Raw genomic sequence first — 25540 nt, forward strand, 5'->3', positions numbered from 1 at the left:
CTGGTTCACGGCCGGGGAGGGCCGCAGCGCAGCGCGGGGTCATCTGTCTCCGGCTTCCCGTGCCGCCTGCTCCAGTCGGTCCCGGTAGCGCTCCCAATCCGCCTGGTCGCCGTCCGGAATGTTGCCGCTGCCCTTCTTGTCACCGACTGACCCGTCCACGAGCTCGCGCACGATGTCGGCGTGACCGGCGTGTCGCTGGGTCTCCGCCAGGACCCGTACGACGACGTGATGCAGCGTCACCTCGCCGCGCTCCTGCGGCCACCAGGGGATACGGCCGACCGCGTCCAGCGTCAGTGAGGCGATCGTGGCGTTCGAGTGCTCCCACGCTCGTCGGTACAGGTCGACGATCTGCTCACGCGACTCCTGCGGAGTGGCCCACATGTCGGCGTTGAGTTCGGCGTCCTCCGTGTACCACCACGCCGGCGGCTCCTTGTCGAAGAACGGCCGTCCGAAGGTGTCCCCGAAGTAGCCCAACTCCACGCCCGCGAGGTGCTTGACCAGACCCAGCAGGTTCGTCCCCGTCGGGGTGAGGGGGCGCCGGACGTCGTACTCCCCCAGCCCCTCCACCTTCCACACCAAGGAGTCCCGGGCTTCCTGCAAGTAGCGGAGCAGATCGGCTTTGGCGTCGTGATCCATCATGCCGGGCAGTCTCGCACCCGGCACCGACACCGGCTCCGGCCCGGCCGCCGACCGGGGCGGCCTCGCCTTCAGGAGATGGGGAGCACGGGGAGCTCACGTCTCCTGGTTCCTGTGCCGAGCCGCGAGGTTGCCGGCCAGCAGCACCACCCACAGCAGCACCTGGAGCGAGCTCCACACGATGCTCGCGGCGCCGGCACGGTCCGCGATCCGCAGGACCAGGAGTCCGGCACTGATGCAGAGCAGCGGCCCGTACACGAACGGCCCCCACCGTGCACCTGGCCGCGCCCACGCGGGCACGGTGCGGCCGTGCGAACGTTCCAGCATGTGCGTCCCCCCTCGACGAACCCACCTCACGGGTGCCCCCGGGCCGGCCTCGTAGACGCAGCCCTCGCGACAAGGCCGCCCGGCGCGCCCACGGTTGAGATCACCGACCGTCGGACCGAGGCGGAACAACGGGCGGTGGAGTGTCCGAGGCCGTCACCGACCCGGACCATTCCACCGCCCGTCAGGTAGCGCGTACCACGCACCCGCCCACCGCGGCCGTGGGCATCCACGGCCTACGGTGACGGTTCAGGTACGGCTAGCGGCGCGCGTCGTGGTGGCGGCGCCCCCACGAGGCGTCGTCGACGAAGCGGCGGTGGTCGTTGCGCAGCGTCGCGGTGTCGGCGTGGTTGTCCCAGACGTAGTTGCGCCGGTCCTGGAACACGTCACGGCGGGTGTCGTGGCCGACGCCGGTGTGGACGCGGACCGTCGAGCGGCCGTCGAGGCGGTAGTGGTGGAAGGTGTAGGTGCGGCCGTCCCGGGCGGAGAGGGTCCAGCCGTCGAGGTTGACGGCCTGCCGGGTGTTGTTGGTGATCTCCACCCACTCCTGGTTGAGGGAGCGGTTGGAGCGGTCCTCACGACCCGGAGAGTCGTACTGCACTCGGCTGATCTCGACACTCTGCCGGTGCGGGCGGTGGTCGGCGGCGGACGCCGGCACCGCGATGGCCGCGGTCACGGCCGCGGTGGTCAGCGCGGCAGCGGTCAGACGGCGGGCAGTCACGGATACGGTCACAGGTTCCCCCTGCATTGTGCGGGCACAGCCGGCAGGAATACGGGCCGGTCGTGCGGCGTGCGGGTGGCGGTCGGTCGACCGCGCATTCACACCTTGCCCACCACATCGCCGCGATGTGAACGAGACGTGGATCGCGTTTCCGTTCAACTACATTTCCGTGACGCTTGATTGCAGCGTCCATCTAGGTCGTGTAGGCATCAGGTTGACGCTCGCGTGACCGACGATCCGTTGCCACCGCTGGTCACGGGGCCACTTTCGCCAGGTCCCGCCACCCCGGCAGTCATTTCACGATCACCCGAAAGTGGGTAACAGCCGTGTGACGCGCACGAGTCCGGGTCACCGCGCACAGCAAAAGGCCCTGCCCCCCACCAGGGGGACAGGGCCTTCACAGAGCGCCGGGCAGGCCTTGCACCTGCATCTCCCCACAGGAAGTGGGGCGTCTTTCCTTGGACCACCGACGCATCATGAACCTGCGGGCTTCCGCCGTTCAGCTCAAGATCCACTGTACCAGCCGCCTCGCGGTGCACCAACTACGGGTGCACCGACCCCAAGAGCGCCGGGAGGGCGGGCAGTCCGGCCCCGCACCGCGTCAACGGCGGCCCGCCTCACCGTGCACCTCGTCCAAGAAGTCAACGAGAACGCGCGCGAACCGTTCCGGGCACTCCAGCGATGCGTGATGACCGGCCCCCTCGATGGCGACGGTCCGTCCGTGCGGGACGACCTCCATCAGAGCGGCGACGGTCTCCAGGCACGCGGGTGAGTCCAGGGCCCCGTTGACGGCCAGGACCGGTACGGCGATGTCCTCGGCCCGCGCGGCCACGTCGGACACCGCGACGGTGCGGTCCGGCTCGTCCGGGGTGTGCTTGACCAGCGTGCGGGTCGCCATCTCCCGCAGGTGTCGCACCACTTCGGCGTCGAGATCCTCAAGGGTGCGGGAGGGACCCGCCGCCCAGCGGGCCAGGCCGTCCAGCCAGCCGGAGACGTCACCGACGGCCAGCGCCTTCGCCTGGGCTTCCTGCCGGGCCGCCGACCAGGGATCCTCGATGCGGGGCTCACCCAGACCTCGGCCGCTCACCACCAACGCCGCTACGAGAGAGGGATGTTCGATGGCGGTGTCGATGGCGATGAGCGCGCCCATCGAGACACCGACCAGCACCGCCGGAGCGGCGAGGTCGAGGTGGTCCAACAAAGCGGCGAGGTCGTCGGTCTGACGGAACGGCCTGGTCGCGTTCGCGGACCAGCCGTGACCTCGGGCATCGGGCGCGACGACCCGGTGACCGTGCTCGACCAGGCGGGGAACCAGGTTGTCGAACTCGGTGTGGTCGGCGAACCCCGCGTGCAGCAGGACCAGCGGCCGGCCCGAGCGGGGCCCCTCGTCGCGGTAGGCGAGGAGGCCGTCCTCCGACGCGAAGGTGTCGAACGCGGGCACGGGCCGTGCGGCCTGGGCGGGGTGCGTGGTCTCCGTCATGACAACCAAGGTGTCACAATGGCGCCATCATGACAACCTGAGTGTCATGATGGGGGCGTGACCGATGCTTCCCGCCCCCTCGCTCCCGACGAACTCCCCGAGCGGCTCATGGAGGTCTTCGCTCTGGTCGGGCCGCTCTACCGGCGCGTCCAGCGCAAGATCGAGCAGGACGCCGCGCCGGACCTGTCCGCCGGCATCCGCGCCGTGCTGGACCTCCTGCGTGGGCACGGACCGATGACCGTCCCCCAGATGGGCCGGGCCCAGTCGCTCAGCCGCCAGTTCGTCCAGCGGATGGTCAACGAGGCCGCGGCGCGCCACCTCGTCGAGACCGTCCCCAATCCCGCGCACCAGCGCTCCTCGCTGATCCGGCTGACCGACCACGGCCGCACCGCGATCACCGAGGTGACCACCCGCGAGCACGCACTCCTGCGTCGGACCGGCGGCGACCTCACCGGCGCCGACGTCGACTCGTGCCTCCACGTACTGGCCCGGATGCTGGAGCTCTTCGACGACGTCGACCTCGCCCGGACAGACCCGCCACGCTGAGCCGAGCCGGAACCATGCGGACGCGTCTGAACTTTTTTGGGTCTCCAGCGAACTTTTCCGTTCAGTCGGTCATCGGACCTCGTGTACGGCACCACAGGGCGACGCGGGTGCGGGGCACGGCCCGCGTCGACGAACACGAGTGGAGAGCATGCTCATGAGCGACCGCCACAGCACCGCCGACCAGACCGCCGTCTCCGGTTCCACGGGGGACAGCCGCCCGGACCGCCGGCTGCGCCGTGCCGCCCTCGCGGCGGCCGCCGCCGCCGCGCTCGGCCTCACCGGAGCGGGCGTCGCTCGGGCGGCAGGCGACAGCGGCGCCGCCAAGGCCACACCGACCTGTGCCGCCTCGGCGCTCAAGGGGACCTTCGGCGAGAGGCTGGCCGGCGGCATGAATCACCAGGGCGTCGTCGTGCGGCTGCGCAATCTCAGTGGCACCACCTGCGCGCTGCGCGGGTTCCCCGGGCTGGGCCTGGAGGACGCGGCGCACAGGACGCTGGCGTCCCACACGCAGTGGGGAGACACCTGGTACGCGGCAGACCCGGGGACCAGGACCCTCACGCTCAAGGACGGCGAGAGCGCCGAAGCGGTCGTCTCCTGGACGCACGCAGGCACCGGCACATCCCAGGCGGTTCACGCGGCCTACCTCGAGATCACGCCGCCCGCCGCCACCCGGCACAAGACCCTCGCCTTCCCCGAGTGGGTCGACCACGGCGACCTGAGTGTCACGGCGCTGGCCAAGCACATCGACGTCACCGGATGACCGCTCCCGGTACGGTGCCCCGCCGGCGCACGCAGCGCTCAGGGCGAGGTCCCTCCGGAACACGGCAGCGCGGGGCCGCCCTCCCGAAGGGCGACCCCGCGCTGTTGCGTGCCGTGCCGTCTACTCGACGTTGATCTTGAACGTGCTGGTGGTGTTGCGGATGTCCTGGGCGTTGCCGCTCATCCGCAGGTTGCGGAAGGTCGCCTCGCCCACCGCGGGGCCCTGACCGGGCTCGGGGAGCTCGTTGGCCCAGATGCCCCACCCGGACTTGGCGTCGAACGCGTCTCCGCTCTTCTTGGAGTTGGTGATGGAGATGTCGGTGAAGATGGTGTCCTTGACCGGGAACTGCGGCTGGCCGCCGACGTAGTTGGTCTGGAACATGACGCCTCCGTAGGTGGAGTCGTCGATGTCGACGTCGTTGACCCGGATGCCCTGGAACACCTTCGAGGCGGAGAAGGCCCAGATGGCGGGGAAGACCTGCGAGCCCCAGAAGTGCCCGCCCGTCCTCTCCAGGGAGACGTTCTCGATCGTCGTGGGGTCGGTCCCGAAGCCGTTCATCGGGTAGCCGAAGTCCAGCGAGGAGATCGTGATGCCGGAGTACACCAGGGTGTCCGCCACGCGGATGTTGCGGAAGGTGTTGTTGTATCCGCCGTAGACGGCGATACCGGCCGCTCGCCAGGTGAGCGTCGAGGTGAGGTTCTCGTAGAGGTTGTTCTTCTCGTCCGCGCCGCCGGAGTCGATCGCCGAGAAGAGCGCGAAGCTGTCGTCGCCGGTGGCCCGGGCGTCGTTGTTGACGACGTGGTTGTCCGTGGAGCCGTTCGTCATGTTGATGCCGTCGGCGAACGTGTCACGGATACGGGAGTTCTTGATGGTCACGCTGTCGGTGTTGGCACCCCAGTAGAGGCACACCATGTGCTCGACCCAGACGTTGTCGATGGTGATGTTGGAGACGTTGGAGAAGTCGAACACCTTGCCCGGGCCGTCGATCCGGGACGTGTAGTTGCCGAAGTAGGTGAATCCGGCGAACGACGAGCCGTTCGCGGTCGCCTCGGCCCGGAAGCCGATGTCGGTGTTCTCCTGCGAGGACGGGGCGTGGAAGCGGGTGAACCACGGCCCGGCTCCGACGACCTTGACGGCCTTGCCGTAGACCTGGAACTTGCTGGCGGTCTCGTAGTCGCCGGCCGGCAGGTAGACACCGACGAGCTTGCCGGTGGTGTCCATACGGACCTTGTCGAGCGCGTTCTGCACGTCCTGGTGCGTGAAGCCGGCGGGGACGGCGTAGGCGGCGGGGTCCGGGTTCGCGGCGGCGGTGGCCTGCTCGGTGTTGACGAAGTCGATGGCGTAGGTGGAGGTGTTGGCGGCGTCCTTCTGCAGCCGGATCTTGGAACCGGCCGGCACGGTCTTGCCGAGCAGCAGGTTCGCCTCGTCGTAGATGTGGCGCGGGGCGCCGGAGCCGGGCGAGTTGCCGGGCGCGGTCTCGCTGCCGTACAGCCAGGCGTACTGCGAGGTGAGGTCGATGGCCTTGAGGAACTGGCCGTCCACGTAGACGTTGAGCGTGGTGTTGGTGCCGTCCGGGATCGAGAAGCGCGTCACCAGGGTGTTGGTGGCCGCGCGGGTGGTCCACTCGACGTACTGGCCGGTCCCGCTGAGGGTCACCGCCTTGCGGCCGCTCGCCTCGCCGGCGATGTCGCCGACGGTCCGGTTCGGGCCGACGACCTTGGCGCCGCCACCGACCGTGCCGTCCTCCGCCTCGTACATGTCGTACGGCATGTCGGCGCCGCGGCCGACGAACAGGGCCTGGCTGGTGGTGTTGTTGGTGCGCTTGACCGGCAGTTCGTTGGCGTCGTCGGCGATGACGGTCTTGACGGTGTACTTACCGTTGACGGCTGTCCACGAGCCGAGGCCGACCGGTGCGGTCGTCTGGCCCGCGGCGATGGCGCCGCTGTAGGAACCGGTGAGCGTCTTGACCGTGGCGCCCTTGGAGTCCAGGACCGTCAGGGTGACGCCGTGGGCGCCCGCCGCGGAGGCGATGCTTCCCTGGTTCTTGATCGCGACGGTGAACTTGACGTCGTCACCGGCCGAGGCGCTGGAGGGGCTCCAGGCCACGGGGGCGGCGACCAGGTCGGAGCTGGAGACGGGCTTGACGACGAGGGCGTCGGAGCGGGTGAACACGTTGTTCGCGTCGTTCTGCTCGATGACCTTGTTCGACGGGTCCACCTCCGCACCGACGGAGTAACTGCCCGCGTCCCGGGCGCCGATGCTCGCGGTGACCGTCTTCGTCTCGCCGGCGGCGAGTGCCGGGACGTCCGCCGTGGCGACCTTCGTTCCGCCGAGGGTGAAGTTCAGGTCGGTGGCCTTGGACGCCTTGCTGCCGCTGTTGGTGACGGTCGCGGTGAGACTGACCGCGTCCGACTCGACGGGAGCCGCCGGCGAGTTCGTGATGCCGGTGACCTTGAGGTCCGGGTTGGCGGCGGGGGTGCCGATGACCTGGAACTCGGCGACCTGCGCGCCCGGGGCGCCGGTGTTGGAGGTGACCTTGAGCTGGATGTCGGCGGCGGAGCCGGAGACCGGGATGGTCACGGTGTTGCCGCTCGCGGGGTTGAACGTGTAGTCCTTCGCCGCGGCGAGGCTGGTGAAGGCCGTCGCGTCCTGGTCGCGGCCGAGGACCTGGATGTTCTCGGTGCGCGTCGCCCACGCCGAGTCCGGGCTGAGCTTCACGACGACCTGGCTCAGGTCGGCGTTGGCACCCAGCTTGGTGGTGAGGGTGGCCGGGTAGGCGCCGCCACCGCTCTCCCAGTAGGTGCTCGTCGAGCCGTCGTTGGCGTTGGCCGCGACGAACGTGAAGGTGGACGAGGAGGCGTCGATGGGCTTGCCCTGGGCGAGGTTGGAGCCGCCGCCGGTGGAGCCGGTCCGCGTGACGCTGTTGCTCGCCGTGGACGTGTTCCCGGCGGCGTCCTTCGCCTTCACGTAGTAGGTGACGGTGGCCGCCGCGGACGGCGTGTCCGTGTAGGTCAGGACGTCACCCGCGACGGTCTTGATGACCTGGTCGTTGGCGTAGACGTCGTAGCCGGTGACCTTGACGTTGTCGCTCGACGCCTGCCAGGTGAGCTTCACGTCGCTGCCGGACTGCGTGTAGGCGAGGTTGCCCGGCGCGGTGGGCGCCTGGGTGTCGCCCCCCGATCCCTTGCGGGTGACGCTGTTGCTGTTGGCGGAGACGTTGCCCGCCGCGTCCTTGGCCCGGACGAAGTAGGTGATGTCGGAGCCGGCCGGCTGCGTGTCCGTGTACGTCAGGACGTTCCCGGCGACGCTCGCGCGGAGCTGGCCGTTGGCGTAGACGTCGTACCCGGTGACCGCCGTGTCGTCGGTCGCCGCGCTCCAGTTGAGCTTGATCTGCCCGGTGGCCGGTTCGGTGTAGCTCAGGTTCGACGGCGCGGTGGGGGCCTGGGTGTCACCGGTCGCGGGTCCGTAGACCTCCAGCTCGGACAACTGCCCTGCGGGCCATGCGGTGTTGGCGGTGATCAGCACGCGTACGTAGCGCGTGGTGGTGGTGTCGAGGCTGATGGTCGCCGACTGGTCGGTGCTGCTGTCGAAGGTGTACGCCTTCGACGCCGTCAGGTCGGTGAAGTTCTGGTTGTCGGTGGAGCCCTGGATCTTGAGCGTCTGGCTGCGGCTCGGCCATCCGCCGGGCAGCCGCAGGGCCACCTGGTTCACCTTGACCGAGGACCCGAGGTCGACCTGGATCCACTGCGGGAAGGCGTTGTTCTTGCTCTCCCAGTAGGTGGCCCGGTTGCCGTCACCCGCGTTGGCCGCGCCGTAGACGTCGGCGTGGCCGCTCTCCGTGAAGGGTTTGCCCTGGGCGAGGTTGGGGGTCGACGCGGCGGCCGTGAGGACCTGCATCTCGGCGAGCTGGGCGGTGGAGGCGACCGAGTTGTCGCTGAAGTCGGCGCGGACGTAGCGGGCGAGGGTCGCGGGGAAGGAGACCTTCACGGTGTTGTCGTTGCCGGGGCTGAAGACGTACCGCGCGGACGACTTGAGCGTGGCGAAGCTCTTCCCGTCGGCGCTGCCCTGCAGCGCGAGCGTCTGCTTGCGGGTCTGCCAGTGCTCGGGCAGCCGGAGCACGACCTGGCGGACGCGCTGCGTGCGCCCGAGGTCGGTCTGCACCCACTGGGCGGACTTCTTTCCCGCCTGCCAGTAGGTGTCGAGGTCGCCGTCGGTGACGTTGGCGGCGGCATGGGCGTCACGGGCGCTACCGGCCTTGGTCGGGGCGTCCGCGGCGGTGTTGGGACCACCTGCCGCGGTGGCGCCTACGGCGGGCAGGCCTAGAACCATGACCGTCGAGGCGAGCACAGCGGTCGCTGCGCGTCGTCTCCACGATCTCGGCTTGTATCGAGTCATGCGGGGTCACTCCCTGCGGAGGTTCGCGCGCCGGAGGGGCGGCGAGGTCGGCTCGTTCCTGGGCAGAGCGATGGCGCGGTTCGACGGGCGGGACGGTTGAAGCGGTCGTCCCTGGAGCTGTGCGCGCCCTCCAAGGAGAACGCACACGCAGGTTCTTGCAATGTTTCATCGCAATATTGCAGAGCAATGCGAGTCCGTCTACGGTCCGTGCGGCACAAGTTTCACCGGACGCACCTGCGTCTCGACCACGGAGGCGTGACGTGCGCGGCTTCGAACCAGCGGGGAGACGGACGAACGGGAAGCCGCCGCCAGCACGGGGCAGCAGGAGCCACGGATAGGGGACTCCAACTGCCGCGGCATGTCGGCCATATGACCTGTCGACAGCATTTCGGTCAGATGGGGCGGTGGAGCACCCCTGGGACTCCCTCCCCCGACGCCTCTCCTCACGGCTGCCGCCCGGGGACGTTCGAGCCCACGTGCAAGCGGATGCAATGTGCGCAATTTCTTGCGTAGACGTGGGGCGGTCAAGGGGTCGATCTCCGCGTCGACCACACGCAAACGGTTGCGCGCCTTCCGGCACGCGAAAGCCGCCCCACCGGAGTGAGGCGGCTTTCGACCAGTGGGCGACCGTCGTGTCAACGCGCCGGAACGTAGGCCTGCTTCAGCGCGCATGTCCACACCACGGGCTTCGCGTCACCGAGGATGTCGGCCGCGTCTCCGCCGACCGATCCGTTGTCGGACGCGGCATAGGCGTGTGACGCCCGGTCGGCGGCCGGACGCGGCAGGGCGAGGGCGGGTCCGCTGCCGGGCCACACCTCGGCCTGGTCCGCGGGCCCCACGTCGTCCCGCGTGTCCGCGATGCCGGCGGCGAGGTGCGTGTGCGGGCTGATCGCCGTGAACCGGCCTGAGTTGAAGCCCGGCAGATTCGGCACGTCGGCGGGGCTGTCGTACCCCGGCGGGTCCCAGTGCATCGCGGTGGCCTCGACACTGCTCAGCAGGGATCCGACCACCCGCCCCTGGCCGTCGACTGCCGGACGCCCCCATCCCTGGAGACTCGGTCCGACCGGCGGACCGAGGATCTCGGCGGGAGTGCCGACGGATTCCCACCGGAGCACGACACTCTGGTAGTCCTCCATGCCGGCGTTCCAGACCGTGCCGTTCGCGACGACCGTACCGGCCGACCCGATCGACGTGACCTCCGTGATCGACTGTCCGTCGGCCACCCGGAGGGTCGCGACCCGGTGCCCCTTCCTCCAGACGGCCCCGCGGTCGGCTCCGTTCACCGTGCCCACGATCCACCCGCGGTCGTCGACGTCGGCCGCCCAGCCCGACACTCCGCCCGTCGGCAGCAGGGTCGCGGCCGCCGCACCGGCCCGGTAGCTGAACGGCGTGCGGTTCCACGGATCCCCGCCGGCGGTGAACCAACCCACCATCAGCCCGGTGCCGTTGACCGCCGCGACCTGCCCGCCGTCGAATCCCGCCGGCACGGGAACCTTGTGCGCCCGCGTCCCGGTCCAGTACACGGGCCGCTGTCCGGAGACACCGACGGCGAGACCGCTCGCGCTGATGTCCTCAACGGCGCCCGTCCGGTCTGACTTCAGCGTTCCCAGAACCATGATCCGCGGATTGCGGCAGTCTTCGCCCGCCGCAATGGCCTTCGCACCCCCTGCTGTCTGCGCCAGTAGAACCGCCGGCATCAGCACCGCCATTGCGGCCCATCCCCACCGTCCCACGCCATCCCCCTCCACCGACCGTCGACCTGTCTGTGGCACTCCGAGCCGCCACAGGCACTACGACCGCTCGACGGCCCCACCCGTTGCGGAGCACACGACGATCTCCACCGGAACCCCACGACCGGCGAGGCGCGCTCCGGTCGGCGGACGCGGAGGGACGCCGTACGTGCCGGCGGACTCGACGGTGGTGGCGCCCCACGCCCTTCTCCCCCGTTCGGAGCAGCGGCCCCGCGGTCAGCCGGGCAGAACACCGCCGCGCCCGGACGGCCCAGGGCGCCGGAGCACCCGGCTGCCGCCGGCCCCGTACCGGCGATCCCGTGCGCCACACCTGCGCACCTGCGCGGTTGACGGCCATGGGGCCCCCGGCCACGGTAGGGATGTGGAGCCCCGCGGGGCGGCGAGCGGAGCACCGCGCGTGGTGCGGGGGTGCCGTGGCGGCGTCGTGGGTGCGCACGTCCTGCGTCCTGAGCCGCGGTGCCCCCTGTCGTCGCAGGACATGACCTTCCGCCCGAGCGCAAGGGACCCCAGCCATGACCGAGGCCCGACCCGACCGACCCGGAACAGACCGGCAGGACCGGCGGTCCGCCCCCTCGCCCGGGGGATTCCCGCCGCATCATGTGGACGGACGTCCCGGAGGCCTCCCGGGGCCGGTGCCGGATCTGCGGCGGATCGGCATCGCGCCGGACCACTGGTACCCCGTGGCGACCTCGCGGAAGGTCCGGCGCAACCGTACGTTCGCGACGGCTTTCGCCGGGCAGCGGATCGCGCTGTACCGGGGGCGCAGCGGCACCGTGCACGCGTTGGAGGACCGCTGCGCCCACCGTCAGGTGCCGTTGAGCATGGGCGTGGTCGAGGGCGACATCCTCCGGTGCTGCTACCACGCCTGGGCCTACCGGGGCGACGGCCGCATCTCGCAGATTCCCTATCTGCCGAAGGGCTGTGAGCGCCCGCCGCGCGGTGTGCGTTCCTATCCGGTGCGCGAGGCGTACGGCCTGGTGTTCGTGTTCCCGGGCGACCCTGCCCTGGCGGAGGCGGCGGCGTTCCCGCGGCTGCCCGAGTACCACTCGCCCGCGCACCGGACGATGACGTTCTCGCGTACGGTGCGCTGCCACTACTCGTTCATGCACGAGAACCTGCTCGACATGAACCACCAGTTCCTGCACCGGAGTGTGCTCGGCAGGATCCGGCCGGAGCTGCTCGGCTACGAGACGGGGCCCCGGCACGTCGAGGCCCGGTATCTGTTCGTGCCCGCCGGGGGCCGCAAGGACCGGGGCGCGGGTCTGCTGTCGGCGGAGGGGGTCGGCGGGCGGGACACGCCCGACGTCATCACCATCCGCACCGAGTACCCGTACCAGACGCTGCGGGGAGTGCCCGAGGGCACGGATCTCCCGGCGTTCTCGCTGTGGGCGGCCTACGTTCCCGAGGACGCGGAGCAGCGCCTCAATCACGCCTACGGCCTGCTGACGATCGCGAAGCCGCCGGTACCGGGGGCGATGCACCTCGCGTGGCCCCTCATCCGGCGCTTCACGGAGCGCGTGTTCGCGCAGGACAGGACGGCGGTCGAGGCGGAGCAGCGTGCCTGGGACGAACAGGGCGAGGACCGCAACCACGAGGTGTTCCCGCTCATCCTCGACCTCCGCGACGTACTGCGCAGCAACGGTGTGCCGCTGCGGTCGGACGTGGAGTCCGGCTGCACGCCGTGCGGACTCGCGACCCCGGCGCACCGGGCGGGGGTCGCGAGCGGTGCTGCCGCGGCACGCCCCGCCGCCCCGGCCGCCGAAGGTGCGGCGGAGTAGTCCCCGCGGCTCAGGCGTTGTGGACGGCGGTCTCCTGACCGGTCACGGGCTTGCCTTCCGTGATGATCTCGGACCGTCGCCGGCCGCGGTCCATGAGACCGCCGGCGAAGGCGAGGCCGAGCCCGGCCAGGGCGAGGGCCGCGCCGACCAGGTTGGGGGACGCCCAGCCCCAGCCCGCGGAGATGACCAGGCCGCCCAGCCAGGCGCCGCCGGCGTTGGCCAGGTTGAACGCGGAGTGGTTCGAGGCCGCCGCCATCGTGGGGGCGTTCTTCGCCTTGGCCATGAGGAGCATCTGGACGGGCGTGGTGATGAGGGATCCCATCGCGCCGATGAAGGTGATGGTGAGCAGCGCGGGAACGGTGCTGTGCACCGTGAAGTAGAACGTCACCAGACCCGCGGTGAGCAGGATGAGTCCGGCGTAGAGCGTCGGACGCAGGGCACGGTCGGTGAGCGGTCCGGCGATCAGTGTCCCGAGCGTCATGCCGACGCCGTAGAGCGCGAGGACCCAGGTGATCCACGTGCCGGAGATGCCGGTCAGGTGCGTGAGCATCGGCACGAGGTAGCTGTAGACGGCGAAGAAGCCGCCGAATCCGACGACGGCGGTGATCAGGCCCATCGCGACCTGCCGGTTGCCCATGGCCCGAAGTTCGTGGCGGATGCCGGACTGCTGACCGCGGGGCTGGTGCGGGACGAAGGCGGCCAGGGCCGCCAGGGCTATGAGGCCGATGACCCCGACGGCGCCGTAGGCGGACCGCCAGCCCAGGTGCTGGCCGAGGGCCGTGACGAGGGGCACCCCGACGATGTTGGCGACGGTGAGGCCGAGGAACATCTTCGAGACCGCTCGTGCCGCACGGTCGGGGGCGACCAGGCGGGAGGCGACGACGGCACCGACGCCGAACAGGGCGCCGTGCGGCAGCCCCGCGAGGAAGCGGGCGGCGAAGAGGGTGCCGAAGGTGGGAGCGAGCGCCGAGGCCACGTTGCCGATCACGAACAGGCCGGTCAGGAGCAGCAGCAGGCGCTTGTGCGGGATGCGCGCGCCGATGCCCGTCAGGATCGGAGCGCCCACGACGACACCGAGCGCGTACGCCGAGACGACGTTGCCGGCCTGCGGTACGGACACGTCGATTCCGTCGGCGATCTGGGGCAGCAGCCCCATCGTGGCGAACTCGGTCGTGCCGATGCCGAACGCGACGACGGCCAGGGCCAGCAGAGCCAGGGGCATGGTGCGGGGAAACCTTTCGAGGACAGCGGGCAGGGGACGTGGGAGCGGTCGGGACGGAGATCGCCGACGGTTCCCGGGTCCGGTCGTGCCGAGCACCATTGCCCGGAGCACCTCTGGGACCAGTGTGAGGCCCCCAGGCGTGCAGCAATGCCAAAGCCCCGTACATTCCAAGATCGACCCGTCGAACGCGGCGGATCATGGGGCCTCCCGTCACCTCGCGCCGCCCCTGCCCTGGGCGCGGGGAGCCGTGCATGCCATGATCCCTACTCGGCGGTAATTTCGTGTCCGGTCGGTCGGGAGGCGTGCAGTGACCCGTGTGTTCACCGTGAGCAGCAGCATCATCGTCGACGGCGTGTCGCCCGAGGCCGCCTTCCGGGCAGTGAGCAGCCCGGCGGACATGGGCCGCTGGAGTCCGGAGAACCGGGGCACGACGGCCGGGTCCCCGACCGGTCCGGCCGCCCTGGGCACCACCTTCGTCGGACGCAACAAGCGCGGGATGTTCCGGTGGGTCACCCGGTGCAAGGTCACGGCGGCCGATCCGGGGAGCCGCTTCGCGTTCCGCGTCTGCGCGATCGGTGTCGGCCGCCCCCGGCTGCGGGCCCCGATCGCGACGTGGGAGTACCGCTTCGAGGCGGTCGACGGCGGCACCCGGGTGACGGAGACGTGGACCGACGACCGCCGGACGTGGCCGGCGTTCGTGGCCCGCGCCTTCGACTGGGTCGTCACGTCGGGCAGGACGTTCGCCGCCTTCCAGGCACGCAACATCGAGATCACGCTGCGCAACCTGAAGCGCGAGCTGGAGCACGACCGGGTGGCATGAGCGGCCGGATGCCCTGAGCCGCTCGCGGTGAGCGGCTCCCCTCCCCTCCGCTCCCTTCCCTTCCGCCCGCCCCCGGCCTACTGTCCGCCGAGCCCCGTGGTGGCGACGGACTTGACGATCTGCCGCTGGAAGAAGAGGAAGACCACCACCAGGGGCAGTGCGGCCACGACGGCCGAGGCCATGGTCTGGGCGTACTGGAGTCCGTAGGCGTTCTTCACCGAGGTGATGCCGACCGGGAGCGTCATCAGGGACGGGTCGGAGGTGGAGATGAACGGCCAAAGGAAGTTGTTCCAGGCGCCGATGAACACGAAGATCGAGACCGCGGCGAGCATGGGCCGCGACAGCGGCAGCAGGACGGACCAGAAGATGCGCCAGGGGCCCGCCCCGTCGATGCGCGCCGCCTCCTCCAGCTCCCTCGGGAGCGAGTCGAAGTGCTTCTTCAGGATGAAGACCATGATCGGCGCCACGGTCTGGGGCAGGATCACCGCGGCGTAGGTGTCGCTCAGGTTCAGCGTGAGCATCTGCTGGAACCAGGGGACGATCAGCAGTTGCGGCGGCACCAGCATCGAGGCGACGGTGACGGCGAAGAGGGCGCGGCGCCCCGTGAACAGGGTCCGGGAGAAGGCGTACCCGGCCATCGCGGACACGGCGACGGTGATGACGGTGACGGCCGCCGAGATGAAGAGGCTGTTGAACATCCACAGGGGCAGGTCGCCCCGGGTGATCACGTCGGTGAAGCGGTCCAGGGTGAATCCGGAACCGGGCCAGAACCAGTGGACCGGGTCGCTGGCGTCCTGTTCGGACTTGAAGGCGGTCAGCAGGGCCCAGGCCATGGGCAGCAGCCATACGAGGGCCAGCACGCCGAGGACGACGAGGGCGAGGACACGGGCCGTGCGGCTCTCGCCGAGGGTGAGGGGCCGGCCCTCGCGTGGTGCCGTCGGACGCTTGGCCGGCCGCCTGCGCGGTGTGCCGGGACGGGCGGAGTCCGGGCTCGTCCTCGGTGGCCCGGCGGGCAGTTCGGTGGTGGCCATGATCACTTCTCCCGGCGGCGGAGGGCAGCGAACTGCGCTGCGGAGGCGAGCAGGACGAGGGCGAAGAAGATGTAGCTGATCGCCGAGGCGTAACCGAGCCGGTAGCCGGTGAACCCGACGTCGTACATGTACTCGATGACCGGTCGGGTGGAGTTGTTCGGGCCGCCCTTGGTCAGCAGGTAGATCTGGTCGAAGACCTTCAGCGAGGCGAGGATCTGGAGGACGGTGATCACGCCCGTGATACGCCCGAGCTGGGGCAGCGTGATCGACCACAGACGGCGCCAGGCACCGGCGCCATCGATGGCGGCCGCCTCGTACAGGTGGTCCGGGATGGACTGCAGGGCGGCGAGGTAGAGCAGGAAGTTGAAGCCGACCGTCCACCAGAGCGTGGTGAGGACGATCGCCCACAGGGCCACCGACTCGTCGCTCAGCCAGGCGTATCCGTCCAGTCCGAGGACGCCGAGGAGATGGTTGTAGAGCCCGAGGTCGGGCTGGTAGAGCCACATCCACAGCAGGCTCACCACGCCGACCGGCAGCAGGTAGGGGGCGAAGAACGCCAGCCGCCACACCCACTGGCCGGGCAGGCCGGTGTGCACGAGCAGCGCCATGCCGAGCGCCACGGCGACGAGCGGGACGGTCGAGACCAGGGTGAACAGCAGCGTGTGACCGAGCGAGCGCCACATCTCGGCGTCCTGGAGAGCCTCGCTGAAGTTGTCCGCACCGATGAACGAGGGACTGTGCGCCGACAGCGACGTGTCGGTCAGGCTCATCCACAGTCCCTGCACCAACGGCCAGACCATGAAGAGGCCGAACAGGACGAGGAAGGGGAGCGCGAAGAGCAGGCCCGGCGGAACCGAACGGCGTGCGGGGCGGGCGGCGGTGCGGGGTGGAGCGGTGGGAGAGGACATCGTTGTGCCTCCTGCGCGGACGGATCGGCCGGTGTCAGGCCGGGCTGGGCTTCGAGAGGAAGGTGTTGAGACGGCGCACCATCGCGCGGGCCGCGCGGTCGGGCGCGAGGCCGTCGAGCATGGCCTGCTGGAGGACCTGCGACATGGCGTTCTGGAAGTCGGAGCCGGCGCCCGCGAACCACACGGGCGGGTCCAGGACGACGTGGTTCTGCGCGGCGACGTAGTGGGACTGGGGTCGCAGACGGCCGTACTCCGCGGTGCGGGTGACGGGGCTGTACGCCGGGATGTGGCCCGCGGTCGCCCACACCCGGGAGGCCTTGAGCAGCGCGGCCACGGCTCGCTGGGTGCGCCTGCGGTGGGCCTGGTCCGCGTTCGGGCGGCGGGGCAGGACGAAGGAGTGCGAGTCGGCGTAGACGGCGGGGGTGCCGAACACGGTGGGGAAGGGGGCCGCTTCGACGTTCTTGTCCGCCGCGCGGAAGGTGCCCAGTTCCCATTCGCCGGACAGGATCATCGCGGTCTGCCGGTTGGCGAAGGCCGCGATCGCGGAGGGGTAGTCGAGCCGGTGCGGATTCGTTTTGCCGTCGACGAGCTTGGCCATGAAGGCGATGACTTCCGCCATGCGGTCCTCGTCGACCTCGGCGGGACCGCCCTCGGGCAGCTCGAAGCGGCCCCCGGTCTGCTGGTAGAGGCCGTAGAACAGCCGCCACCCCTGTGAGGCGTCGGTGACGTAGCCGAAGGCGATGCCCTGTTCGCCGGAGGCCTTGGCGAGTTCGCGCCCGGCCGCCAGGAAGCGGTCGGGTGACGAGAAGGCGTCCATGTCCAGGGTGCCGTCGGCGGTGACCAGACCGGCCTTCCGGGCGGGTTCGGGGTGGTAGAAGACGATGAAGGGGTGGGTGTCGAGCGGGATCGCGTAGGTGCGGTTCCGGTACTGGGTGCGGGCCCACACCGCCTCGGCGAAGTCGTCCTGGCCCACGCCGAATTCGGCGAGGGTGTCCAGGTCCCACGGGTCGAGGAGGCCGGTGGGCGCGTAGCCGGCGAGGCGGGACATGTGGGCGATGGCCACGTCGGGGCCTCGGCCGCCGGCCGAGGCCATGGCCAGCTTGGTGTAGTAGGGCGATCCCCACTCCAGGACGGTGCGGTCGACGCGGGTGCCCGGCATGTCGGACTTCCCGGCGTCGACCATGGTGTTGAACAGTCCGCCGTCGGCTCCGCTGAACAGGTCCCAGAGGCGCACGGTCGTGTCGTCGGCGGCCAGCGCGGAGCCGCAGCCGCTCAGCGCACCGCCGGCGGCCAGCGCTCCCGCGGAGGCGAGTGAGGCGGTGAGGAGGCGGCGCCGGGAGAGGCGCGCGCCGTTTCCGGGGTTCGGGGGGAGATCGCTCATGAGCCCTCCTTACATCGTTGTAAAAGCGGGGAGCGGTCAGGGCCTGCGCCTGACCGGAGACAGGGGGTTCAGCGGCGTTCGAAGGCCGCGGCGCGCCGCTGGGCGTCCCGCAGGAGGGTGGTGTCGACCTTCTCGGAGCGGTCGAAGGCGTAGACGCCGTTGCGCTCCTGGAAGACGTCCGTGAGCTGCGTGTAGCAGTAACCGAACATGTCCGGGTCGTCGAGGAGCACGTCGACGAGTCCGGTGAACCGGGAGGTGAACTCAGCCGCGGTGCGCGGTCGTTCGCCGTAGCCCCAGGAGTCGCCGGTCTCGTTGCCGGCCGCGGTCGCGGCGGCCTGCGGGTCCCACCAGATGCCGCCGAACTCACTGCAGAAGTAGGGCTGTCCGCGATACGGCAGGGACCATGCGGCCTGGTCGGGACCGGTGTTGAGGTAGGGCTTGTCCTCGGCGAGACCACCCATGATCTTGGCGAACGCCTCCGGGTCCTGCTCGTAGCAGTGGGAGTCGTAGACGTCCGTCTCGGCGACGCGGTGGGCGTAGCCGGAGGCGTCGACGACCGGGCGGGTGGTGTCCGTCGCCTTGGTGGCGAGGTACATCGCCCGGGTCACGTCGTCGAGCTGGGTGATGCGGTCGTGCAGGTGCTGGTAGGTCTCGTTGAGCGGGCACCAGCCGATGATCGAGGGGTGCGAGTAGTCGCGTTCCAGCGCTTCCAGCCACTGGGCGGTGTACGAGGCGGTGGGCTGCTGGTTGTCGTCGCGCACACCCGTCTCGCAGCCCCAGTCGCCGAACTCGCCCCAGACCAGGTAGCCGAGGCGGTCGGCGTGGTGGAGGAAGCGCTCCTCGAAGACCTTCTGGTGCAGGCGGGCTCCGTTGAATCCGGCGGCCAGGCCGAGCTCGATGTCGCGGACGAGGGCCGCGTCGGAGGGTGCGGTCATCAGGCCGTCGGGGTAGTAGCCCTGGTCCAGGACGAGCCGCTGGAACACGGGCTCCCCGTTGATCAGCACCTGCTTGCCCCGCAGGGCCACGGAGCGCAGCCCGGCGTAGGAGTCGGCGGCGTCGGTCAACGCCCCGTCGGCGTCGAGGAGTTCGAGGCGCAGGTCGTACAGGTGCGGGTCGGCGGGGGACCACGGACGGACTGCGTCGGCCGGCACGGTGAGCGTGAGACGCGGGCACAGGTCCAGGTCGGCGCGCGCCTCGGCCCGTACGACCTCGGTCCCGGCGCTCGTGAGCACGGCCCGCACGCGGTGGCCCGGGAGGTTGGCGGTGACGGGGAGTTCCAGGTGGAAGGCGCCCGACCCGAGGTCGGGGGTGATGCGCGGCCGCTTGAGGCGGGCGGCGCGCGGCACCGGCTCCATCCACACCGTCTGCCAGATGCCGGTGGTGCGGGTGTAGTGGCAGTGCGTGTTGGCGTACCAGGTCGCCTGCTTGCCGCGGGCCTGGGGGCCGTGCCGGGTGTCGCGGGCCCGGACCACGACGGTGGCCTCGGTGCCGGGTGCGGCGACGTCGTCGAGGTCGGCGGTGAAGGGGGTGAAGCCGCCGCGGTGGCGGGCCACTTCGGTGCCGTTGACCCAGACGGTCGTGTCGTGGTCGACGGCCTGGAAGTGCAGCAGTACGCGCGCGTCGCCCCACTGTTCGGGTATCCGGACGGTGCGGCGGTACCAGACGGCTTCCATGAAGTCCGTGTCGCCGATTCCGGACAGTTCCGACTCGGGGCAGAACGGCACGGTGATCGCGTCCGTCAGGTCACGCTCGCGCAGGCCGCGTTCGAGGCCCGAGTCCGACCGGTCGATCTCGAACTGCCACCTGCCGTTGAGGTTCAGCCAGTCCGTGCGGGCGAACTGGGGCCGGGGGTACTCGGGACGCGGAACGTCCTGGGGCTGGGGAGAACTCATGTGCGTCTCGCTTCGTGCCGGCGATCGTTGCGGCGCCTATGCCACCATGCGATTACATCGATGTAAATACCCTGGGCGAAGCGAGCCCCGACGCGGGACCCCCTTCGTGATGCCGGATACGATCGCCGGGGGCTGAGGAGGACACAGTGGCGGCAAGGGTCAGGATCAAGGACGTCGCGGCGCACGCGGGGGTCTCGCCCAAGACCGTGTCCAACGTGATCAACGACTTCGAGCACGTCTCTCCCGAGACGCGGGCCGCCGTACGCGAGTCGATCGAGGAACTGGGATACCGCGTCAACATCGCGGGCCGCCAACTGCGGCGCGGCCGTTCGGGAATGATCACTCTGGCCGTGCCCGAGCTGGACGTCGCCTACTTCTCCGAGCTGGCCAAACACGTGATGGCCGCGGCCGACCGCAGGGGCTGCACGGTCCTCATCCACGCGACGGGCAGCCGCAGGGACCGCGAGCTGTCGGCGCTGAACGGTTTCGACGCCCAGTTCACCGACGGCGTCATCCTCAGCGCCCTGACCCTGCGCCAGCGCGACCTCGACAACCACGAGAAGCACCTGCCCGTCGTGCTGCTCGGGGAGCGGCACACCCCCGGCAGCCTGGACCACGTGGGCATCGACAACATCGCCGCCGCCCGCGAGGCCACCGCCCACCTGCTGGCCCGGGGGCGCCGGCGGATCGCCGTCGTCGGCGGATCGCTGCGCGGCCGGCAGGGCACCGACCGACTGCGCACCATCGGCTACGCCGAGGCCCTGAAAGCCGCCGGCCTGCCGTTCGACGGTGATCTCGTCGCTCCGGTGGACGCCTTCCACTGGCTCGACGGAGCACGCGCCGCGGCCCAGTTGATCGAGCGCCCCGAGCGGCCGGACGCACTCCTGTGTCTCAACGACCACCTGGCCCTCGGCGCCGTGCGCGCACTCCACGACCGAGGGCTGCGGGTGCCGGACGACATCGACGTGGTCGGCTTCGACGACATCGAGGCGTCGCGGTACAGCATCCCGACGATCACGACGGTGGCCCCCGACAAGGAGGGCATCGCCCGGGCGGCGGTCGACCTGCTCCTCGACCGCATCGAGCGGCCCGACATGGGCACGGGATCGGCGGAGCATGTCGCCGGACATCAGCTGATGGTGCGGGAGAGTTCGGGCGGATGAGGGAGCCGGGCGGGACGCCGGACACCTCCGGACGAACCGTTTACATCGATTACATCGGAGTCTGCGGGTCGGCCGCCACTCGCCCGTGACGACCGACCGCGTCGGGTGTCCGGAGATCAGGGTCGGCGACGGCGACGTAGCGTCCTGGGCCACTGGACGACACCGGCCGGAGCCGGCGACGGGATTCGAACCCGTGTTGCTCTCTTGACAGGAGAAGCAGCCGTTGCCCGCGCACCCGGACGACGTCACCGTAACGTGCGCGATCCAGCGGACGCACGCCGATAAACGCGAACCGTGGCGGGCCGGCCGGACATGGATCCCCGCCCCGGCCGACGACCTCCCCACAGTGAGACCAAGCGCTACGTCCCCGCACGGTGAAGGGGCGTGTCCGCGGGGAAGGAAGGACCCATGACCCTCAGGAGACGTGACTGGCTGCTCTTCACGGGATGGGCGCTGACCGGGGCGGCCTACCTGCTGGCACTGCTGAGCGTGCTCACGATCGGGCTCTTCATCCTGCCGGTTCCGCTGATCGCCACCATCGTGCTGGCGACGCGCCATGACGCCCGGCGGGGCCTGCCGGGTCTGGTGTCGAGTGCGAGCCTGCCTCTGTTCCTCCTCGGCTACCTCAACCGACACGGCCCCGGCACCTACTGCACCACCTCGACGTCCGGCGGCAGCTGCACCGACGGCCTGCTGGACCCGCGGATACCGCTCGCCGTCGGCGTCATCGTCCTGGCCGGTGGAGTGACGCTGTTCCTCGTGACCCGGCGCCGCACCGCGGTCGTCCCGGACCCGTCTCACATCCCCTAGCCGCGGCCTGCTGGAGGGGCGGCCCCGGTTGTAACGTTGCCGGGTGGCGACGAGCGAGGAATACAGGCAGTTGGGCGAGGCGGCGTGGTCCTGGGTGCTGGACCAGGTGCGCGAGGACGAGGGCCCATGGCTCCCCGAGACGGTGTCCGGGGACGGCAGGGACGTGACACCGGCGAAGGACCGCGACTCGCTCTACTCCGGGATCGCGGGCCTGGCGCCGGTACTGGCGGAGATCGCGCAGCACCGTGACCTGAGCGAGCGCGAACGAGCCCTGGCCGACGGGGTCGTGACGAGGCTGTCCGCGCAGGCGAAGGGCCGCGTCGAGCCGTCCCTGTACGACGGGCTGGCCGGCGACGCCACGGCGTTGAAACTGCTCGCACCCGGCGAGGAGTCCATCGCCCTTCGGCGGCTGGACGACCTGACGACCCCCGACGGCTGGAAGACGACCGTCGGTTTCGAACCGGGCTCCGACGCCCCGCTGAACGACATCATCATGGGGTCCGCCGGTGTCGTCATGACGGCCGTCTGGGCCGGGGGCGAGTTCGCCGACGCGATCGCGACGACCGGCGGCGAGGCACTGCTGCGCACGGCCGACCGCACGGAGGCGGGGCTGGACTGGGGCATCGCGCCGACCACAGCGTCGCGGGCGCCGAACTACTCCCACGGCACCGCCGGGGTGGCCGCCGCGCTGGCCGTGGCGGGTGCCTCACTCGGCCGGGCGGACTTCGTCGAGGCCGCGGTCGAGGGCGCCCGGCACGTCCTGTCGGTTGGCCTGCTCGACGACGACGGCTTCGTCGTCCCGCACACCATCCCGCCGTCGAAGCGGGAGGTGGAGCCGCTCACGTACACGTGGTGCCACGGTCCGGCCGGCACCTCGCACCTGTTCTCGGCCCTCTCGTACGCGGGTGTGACGGACGTGGCCGGCTTCCCGGTCGACGCGTTGCGCCGGCGTTGCCTGACCTCCCTCCTCACGTCGGGGGTGCCCGAACGGCTCCGCCCCGGGTTCTGGGACAACGACGGCCGCTGTTGCGGAACGGCGGGTGTCGGCGATGTCCTCCTGGACGCCGCGCAGGACCGCGCGGACACGGAGTGGTCGGAGACGCTCCTGCGAGGAGCCCGCACGATGGGCGACGCTCTCGTGGAGCGCGCGATCCACGACGCGTCGGGGGCCCGCTGGCGATTCCTGGAGTACCGCGACGACGACCCCCTGCTGCCGCCGGGCACCGCGTGGATGCAGGGGGCGTCGGGCATCGCCGCCTACCTGCTGCGACTCGCCCGGTTCATCGAGACCGGACCGAACTCTCCTGTCGTGGACCGTCCGGACCAGTGGTGGGCCGTACCGGCCGGCGTCCGTGTGACGGGTTCGTGAGCCGCGGGGCGGACCGCGGGGCCCCTTGTCAGGGTCTCCCGGAGGCGATCGAGGAGGAACAGGTGCACCTGCGCAATGTCACGCCGGACGACGTCGAGGCGTATGTCCGGATGCGGTGCGATCCCGCGATGATGGCCGACCTCGGCGGGCCGCTCCCGGCGGACGGCATGGCCGACAAGGTCCGCAGGGACGCCGAACAGGCGGCGGCCGACCGGGAGTGGATCAGGATGATCGTCCCCGACGCGGGCGACCCAGGCGTCGTGGCGGGATCGGTGGCCCTCTGGTCGCACGACGGCGAGGAGGGGTTGATCTCCGAGATCGGCTGGATGGTCCTGCTCGAGTTCCAGGGTCGAGGTCTGGGCAAGCGCGCCGTCCGCGTCCTCCTGGAGCAGGCACGGGACCAGGACCGCTGGGGCAGGGTGCACGCCTTTCCGGCGACCCGGAACGCGGCCTCGAACGGCGTCTGCCGCTCCGTCGGATTCCGGCTGCTCTCCCAGGTCGCGGTGGAGTTCGCGGGGCGCGTCATCCATTCCAACCACTGGGTCATCGATCCCGGCAGGGATCTGTCCACCTGAGAGCGGTGACGCGACGGCGAGCCGGTCGGTCCGCCGAGCCGTGCGGCGGGTCCAGGACGGCATCGCGCGGGCAGTTGCCCGACTGGTCGGCGACCGCGCCTCGCACGATTCGGGCACGGCGGCGCCACAGGTCGACGGGGCGACGGCGACGCCCAGGCCCGACCGGCGGGGTAAGGAGGCCGACGGTGCGGTCCCTCCGAGTCAGTCGCTCCAGGCCGTGCGCAGCAACTGGGCCGCCAGCACGACGCCTCCCGCCGCCGCGCCCACCGCGCCGGCGGCCAGGAAGCTGCGGGAGGAGCGCCAGGACAGTACCGACCAGCGGGACTGCGCGGACAGGACGGAGCCCGTGCTGAGCCACGAACCCGCCGAGATCAGCGACAGGGACGAGCCGATCGACCCGAAGGACAGGGCACTCCCGATCGACCCCACGGACAGGGCCGACCCGACCGATCCCACGGACAGCACCGAGCCCACCGAGCCGATGGACAGGACGGAGTCCTGCGACCACAACGACAGCACGGAACCGGAGGAGTCACGACCGACCGACCGTGCGGGCAGCTTTGTCATGAGGTCATCCTGCCCGATGGCCGTCGTCCGCGGTCACTTCTCGACCGTTCGCCGCCTGCGGGGAGTCCGGCGCACCTGCCTCAGACATCGGCCGCGTAGAGGTCCGCCTTCTCGTAGTTGGCCAGGGCCAGGCCGAGGGCGAAGAAGGTCGGCGCCCACTCCCCCACGAAGATCCCCCACCGGTCGGCCCGTTCGATGTTCTCCTGCTTGTTGGACGCCAGCCAGGAGACGAGCGACAGGCCGATGGAGCCGAAGGCCGCCACATAGGCGTGCTCGCTCTGGACGCCCGCTTCGTGCAGCTTCTTGACGATCATGATGTTCCTCTCGTCACCGATCGGCGCCCTCTTTTGGCGCGATTTAACCCTTTTCGCGCGACAGGGTGTCGATGGATGCGGAGGACGGACACGGGCCTCTGGACTGGGGTTTCCTCGTGGTCACCGGTGCCTGCTCATGCCTACCCGCGCTCGCTGGTGCTTCCGCGCTACGAACGCGGTGCGGCCGCGCTGATGTCGTCGTGCAGGTGGCCCATCAGCTCACCCATCTCGCGGACGTCGGCGTTCGGGCCCTCGGCGTCCCGGGCGGCGCGGCGCAGCCAGTCCGCGGTCGTCAGGGCGAGCGCGGTGGCGTCCTCCTGTCGGTTGTCACCCAGGAGTTCCTCGATCCGGAACGCGAGACCGCCGAGGGTCTCGTCGTTGGTCTCCGGGGTCAGGTAGCCGCGTAGCCCGGTGGGATAGGGGTTCTGGGACCTGGCGTCTCGCACCGCGTCGAGGACGGCACTGTCCTCGCTGTACTGGTCGAGGTGGCCCAGCAGGACGTAGATCCGCGCCGTCAACCGGGGCAGGCCCGGCTGGTGGTCGAGCCAGGCCATCAGCTGCGGCTGGCCGCCGAGGTGGTCGACGAGCGGGGTCAGCGCCTCGACCGACTTGGTGGGCATGTCCCAGTGGTGCGGCAGCAGCTCGGCCACCTCGTCGGCGAGCGCCACCTCGTCCTCGGTGCTGATCGTGCCGGAGATGAACGCGGCGACCTTCGCGTTGTCCAGGACGAACCCGTCCGGCGTCGGCCTGGCGGCGCGCGTCGAGACGCCGTGCCGCCGGTGCAGAAGCTCACCGACACTCTTGAGGAGCGGCTTGTCGTGCACGAGACCTCCTGATGAACGCTCCCGAGAGCCGGTCGCCGCGTGCGCGGAGCACGATGCGGCGGCCTCCACGACGCCGCCGACCCCTCTCCGCGTCGGCACCACCACCGTGCCGTCCGGTCACGACACCCGCGCGCCCGGTGGGCCGAACGAGTGGGCCGAACGCGTACGGATGCCCGGCACCGGAGAGCCGGAATCCCCGGCCCGGGCCCGCGATCGCCGTGGCGGGGCGCAGCACCCGATCGTGCGGTCCACCGGACCGGACGTGGACGATCG

At 70.6% G+C, this 25540-nt stretch carries 22 protein-coding genes; 8 read left to right on the forward strand and 14 right to left on the reverse strand.

Annotation, left to right across the window (positions count from 1 at the left end):
- Positions 1 to 39 precede the first annotated feature (39 nt).
- From B0675_RS28010 to B0675_RS28025, 4 genes are all read right to left on the reverse strand, one after another.
- Positions 40 to 639, reverse strand: a complete 600-nt coding sequence (locus B0675_RS28010) for a DinB family protein (RefSeq protein WP_081222384.1) — start codon at positions 637 to 639, stop codon at positions 40 to 42.
- A 93-nt stretch (positions 640 to 732) separates the two neighbouring features.
- The gene (locus tag B0675_RS28015; RefSeq protein ID WP_081222385.1) at positions 733 to 963 is read right to left on the reverse strand and encodes a hypothetical protein; all 231 of its coding nucleotides are present in this window, start codon (positions 961 to 963) and stop codon (positions 733 to 735) included.
- A gap of 256 nt (positions 964 to 1219) precedes the next feature.
- On the reverse strand, positions 1220 to 1681 hold the full coding sequence (locus tag B0675_RS28020; RefSeq protein ID WP_267052154.1) for a lamin tail domain-containing protein: 462 nt from the start codon (positions 1679 to 1681) through the stop codon (positions 1220 to 1222).
- A 601-nt stretch (positions 1682 to 2282) separates the two neighbouring features.
- The gene (locus B0675_RS28025) at positions 2283 to 3161 is read right to left on the reverse strand and encodes an alpha/beta hydrolase (protein ID WP_081222387.1); all 879 of its coding nucleotides are present in this window, start codon (positions 3159 to 3161) and stop codon (positions 2283 to 2285) included.
- A gap of 108 nt (positions 3162 to 3269) precedes the next feature.
- On the opposite strand from B0675_RS28025, the gene B0675_RS28030 reads away from it, so the two are divergent.
- Positions 3270 to 3707 (forward strand): MarR family winged helix-turn-helix transcriptional regulator, encoded by a 438-nt coding sequence (locus B0675_RS28030; RefSeq protein WP_081223931.1) that lies wholly within the window; start codon positions 3270 to 3272, stop codon positions 3705 to 3707.
- Positions 3708 to 3861: 154 nt separating this feature from the next.
- On the forward strand, positions 3862 to 4467 hold the full coding sequence (locus B0675_RS28035) for a DUF4232 domain-containing protein (RefSeq protein ID WP_107482929.1): 606 nt from the start codon (positions 3862 to 3864) through the stop codon (positions 4465 to 4467).
- A 120-nt stretch (positions 4468 to 4587) separates the two neighbouring features.
- Here B0675_RS28035 and B0675_RS28040 read toward each other — a convergent pair whose 3' ends face one another.
- Both B0675_RS28040 and B0675_RS28045 read right to left on the reverse strand, forming a co-directional pair.
- Positions 4588 to 8862 carry a discoidin domain-containing protein gene (locus B0675_RS28040; protein WP_081222388.1) on the reverse strand — a complete coding sequence of 1425 codons (4275 nt, stop codon included), beginning with the start codon at positions 8860 to 8862 and terminating at the stop codon, positions 4588 to 4590.
- Positions 8863 to 9497: 635 nt separating this feature from the next.
- The gene (locus B0675_RS28045; RefSeq protein ID WP_081222389.1) at positions 9498 to 10478 is read right to left on the reverse strand and encodes a hypothetical protein; all 981 of its coding nucleotides are present in this window, start codon (positions 10476 to 10478) and stop codon (positions 9498 to 9500) included.
- A gap of 767 nt (positions 10479 to 11245) precedes the next feature.
- On the opposite strand from B0675_RS28045, the gene B0675_RS28050 reads away from it, so the two are divergent.
- Positions 11246 to 12391, forward strand: coding sequence for an aromatic ring-hydroxylating dioxygenase subunit alpha (locus B0675_RS28050; protein WP_241540034.1), 1146 nt, complete (start codon positions 11246 to 11248; stop codon positions 12389 to 12391).
- Positions 12392 to 12401: 10 nt separating this feature from the next.
- Here the strand turns inward: B0675_RS28050 and B0675_RS28055 are convergent, their stop codons facing one another.
- On the reverse strand, positions 12402 to 13613 hold the full coding sequence (locus tag B0675_RS28055) for an MFS transporter (RefSeq protein WP_081222391.1): 1212 nt from the start codon (positions 13611 to 13613) through the stop codon (positions 12402 to 12404).
- A gap of 307 nt (positions 13614 to 13920) precedes the next feature.
- Here B0675_RS28055 and B0675_RS28060 point away from each other — a divergent pair, with 307 nt between their 5' ends.
- Positions 13921 to 14433, forward strand: coding sequence for an SRPBCC family protein (locus B0675_RS28060; RefSeq protein WP_081222392.1), 513 nt, complete (start codon positions 13921 to 13923; stop codon positions 14431 to 14433).
- 77 nt (positions 14434 to 14510) lie between these two features.
- Here the strand turns inward: B0675_RS28060 and B0675_RS28065 are convergent, their stop codons facing one another.
- From B0675_RS28065 to B0675_RS28080, 4 genes are all read right to left on the reverse strand, one after another.
- On the reverse strand, positions 14511 to 15464 hold the full coding sequence (locus B0675_RS28065; protein WP_081222393.1) for a carbohydrate ABC transporter permease: 954 nt from the start codon (positions 15462 to 15464) through the stop codon (positions 14511 to 14513).
- A 2-nt stretch (positions 15465 to 15466) separates the two neighbouring features.
- Positions 15467 to 16372, reverse strand: coding sequence for a sugar ABC transporter permease (locus B0675_RS28070; protein ID WP_081222394.1), 906 nt, complete (start codon positions 16370 to 16372; stop codon positions 15467 to 15469).
- A gap of 34 nt (positions 16373 to 16406) precedes the next feature.
- Positions 16407 to 17753, reverse strand: a complete 1347-nt coding sequence (locus B0675_RS28075; RefSeq protein WP_081222395.1) for an extracellular solute-binding protein — start codon at positions 17751 to 17753, stop codon at positions 16407 to 16409.
- A 68-nt stretch (positions 17754 to 17821) separates the two neighbouring features.
- The gene (locus tag B0675_RS28080; RefSeq protein ID WP_081222396.1) at positions 17822 to 19645 is read right to left on the reverse strand and encodes a sugar-binding domain-containing protein; all 1824 of its coding nucleotides are present in this window, start codon (positions 19643 to 19645) and stop codon (positions 17822 to 17824) included.
- 146 nt (positions 19646 to 19791) lie between these two features.
- Here B0675_RS28080 and B0675_RS28085 point away from each other — a divergent pair, with 146 nt between their 5' ends.
- The 4 genes from B0675_RS28085 (at position 19792) to B0675_RS28100 (ending at position 23562) form a co-directional block, all read left to right on the forward strand.
- A complete protein-coding gene (locus B0675_RS28085; protein ID WP_081222397.1) occupies positions 19792 to 20808 on the forward strand; it encodes a LacI family DNA-binding transcriptional regulator in 1017 nt (338 codons plus the stop codon).
- Between the two features lie 408 nt (positions 20809 to 21216).
- Positions 21217 to 21618: a hypothetical protein gene (locus B0675_RS28090; protein WP_081222398.1), complete on the forward strand. Its 402-nt coding sequence runs from the start codon at positions 21217 to 21219 to the stop codon at positions 21616 to 21618.
- Positions 21619 to 21661: 43 nt separating this feature from the next.
- Positions 21662 to 22987 (forward strand): lanthionine synthetase LanC family protein, encoded by a 1326-nt coding sequence (locus B0675_RS28095; RefSeq protein WP_241540035.1) that lies wholly within the window; start codon positions 21662 to 21664, stop codon positions 22985 to 22987.
- Between the two features lie 62 nt (positions 22988 to 23049).
- Positions 23050 to 23562: a GNAT family N-acetyltransferase gene (locus B0675_RS28100; RefSeq protein ID WP_081222400.1), complete on the forward strand. Its 513-nt coding sequence runs from the start codon at positions 23050 to 23052 to the stop codon at positions 23560 to 23562.
- A gap of 201 nt (positions 23563 to 23763) precedes the next feature.
- Here the strand turns inward: B0675_RS28100 and B0675_RS28105 are convergent, their stop codons facing one another.
- The 3 genes from B0675_RS28105 to B0675_RS41560 form a co-directional block, all read right to left on the reverse strand.
- Positions 23764 to 24129 (reverse strand): hypothetical protein, encoded by a 366-nt coding sequence (locus B0675_RS28105; RefSeq protein ID WP_081222401.1) that lies wholly within the window; start codon positions 24127 to 24129, stop codon positions 23764 to 23766.
- Between the two features lie 80 nt (positions 24130 to 24209).
- A complete protein-coding gene (locus tag B0675_RS28110; protein WP_081222402.1) occupies positions 24210 to 24443 on the reverse strand; it encodes a hypothetical protein in 234 nt (77 codons plus the stop codon).
- Between the two features lie 167 nt (positions 24444 to 24610).
- A complete protein-coding gene (locus B0675_RS41560; RefSeq protein ID WP_081222403.1) occupies positions 24611 to 25267 on the reverse strand; it encodes a hypothetical protein in 657 nt (218 codons plus the stop codon).
- Positions 25268 to 25540 lie beyond the last annotated feature (273 nt).

Source organism: Streptomyces sp. M41(2017) (assembly GCF_002078175.1).
GTDB lineage: Bacteria > Actinomycetota > Actinomycetes > Streptomycetales > Streptomycetaceae > Streptomyces.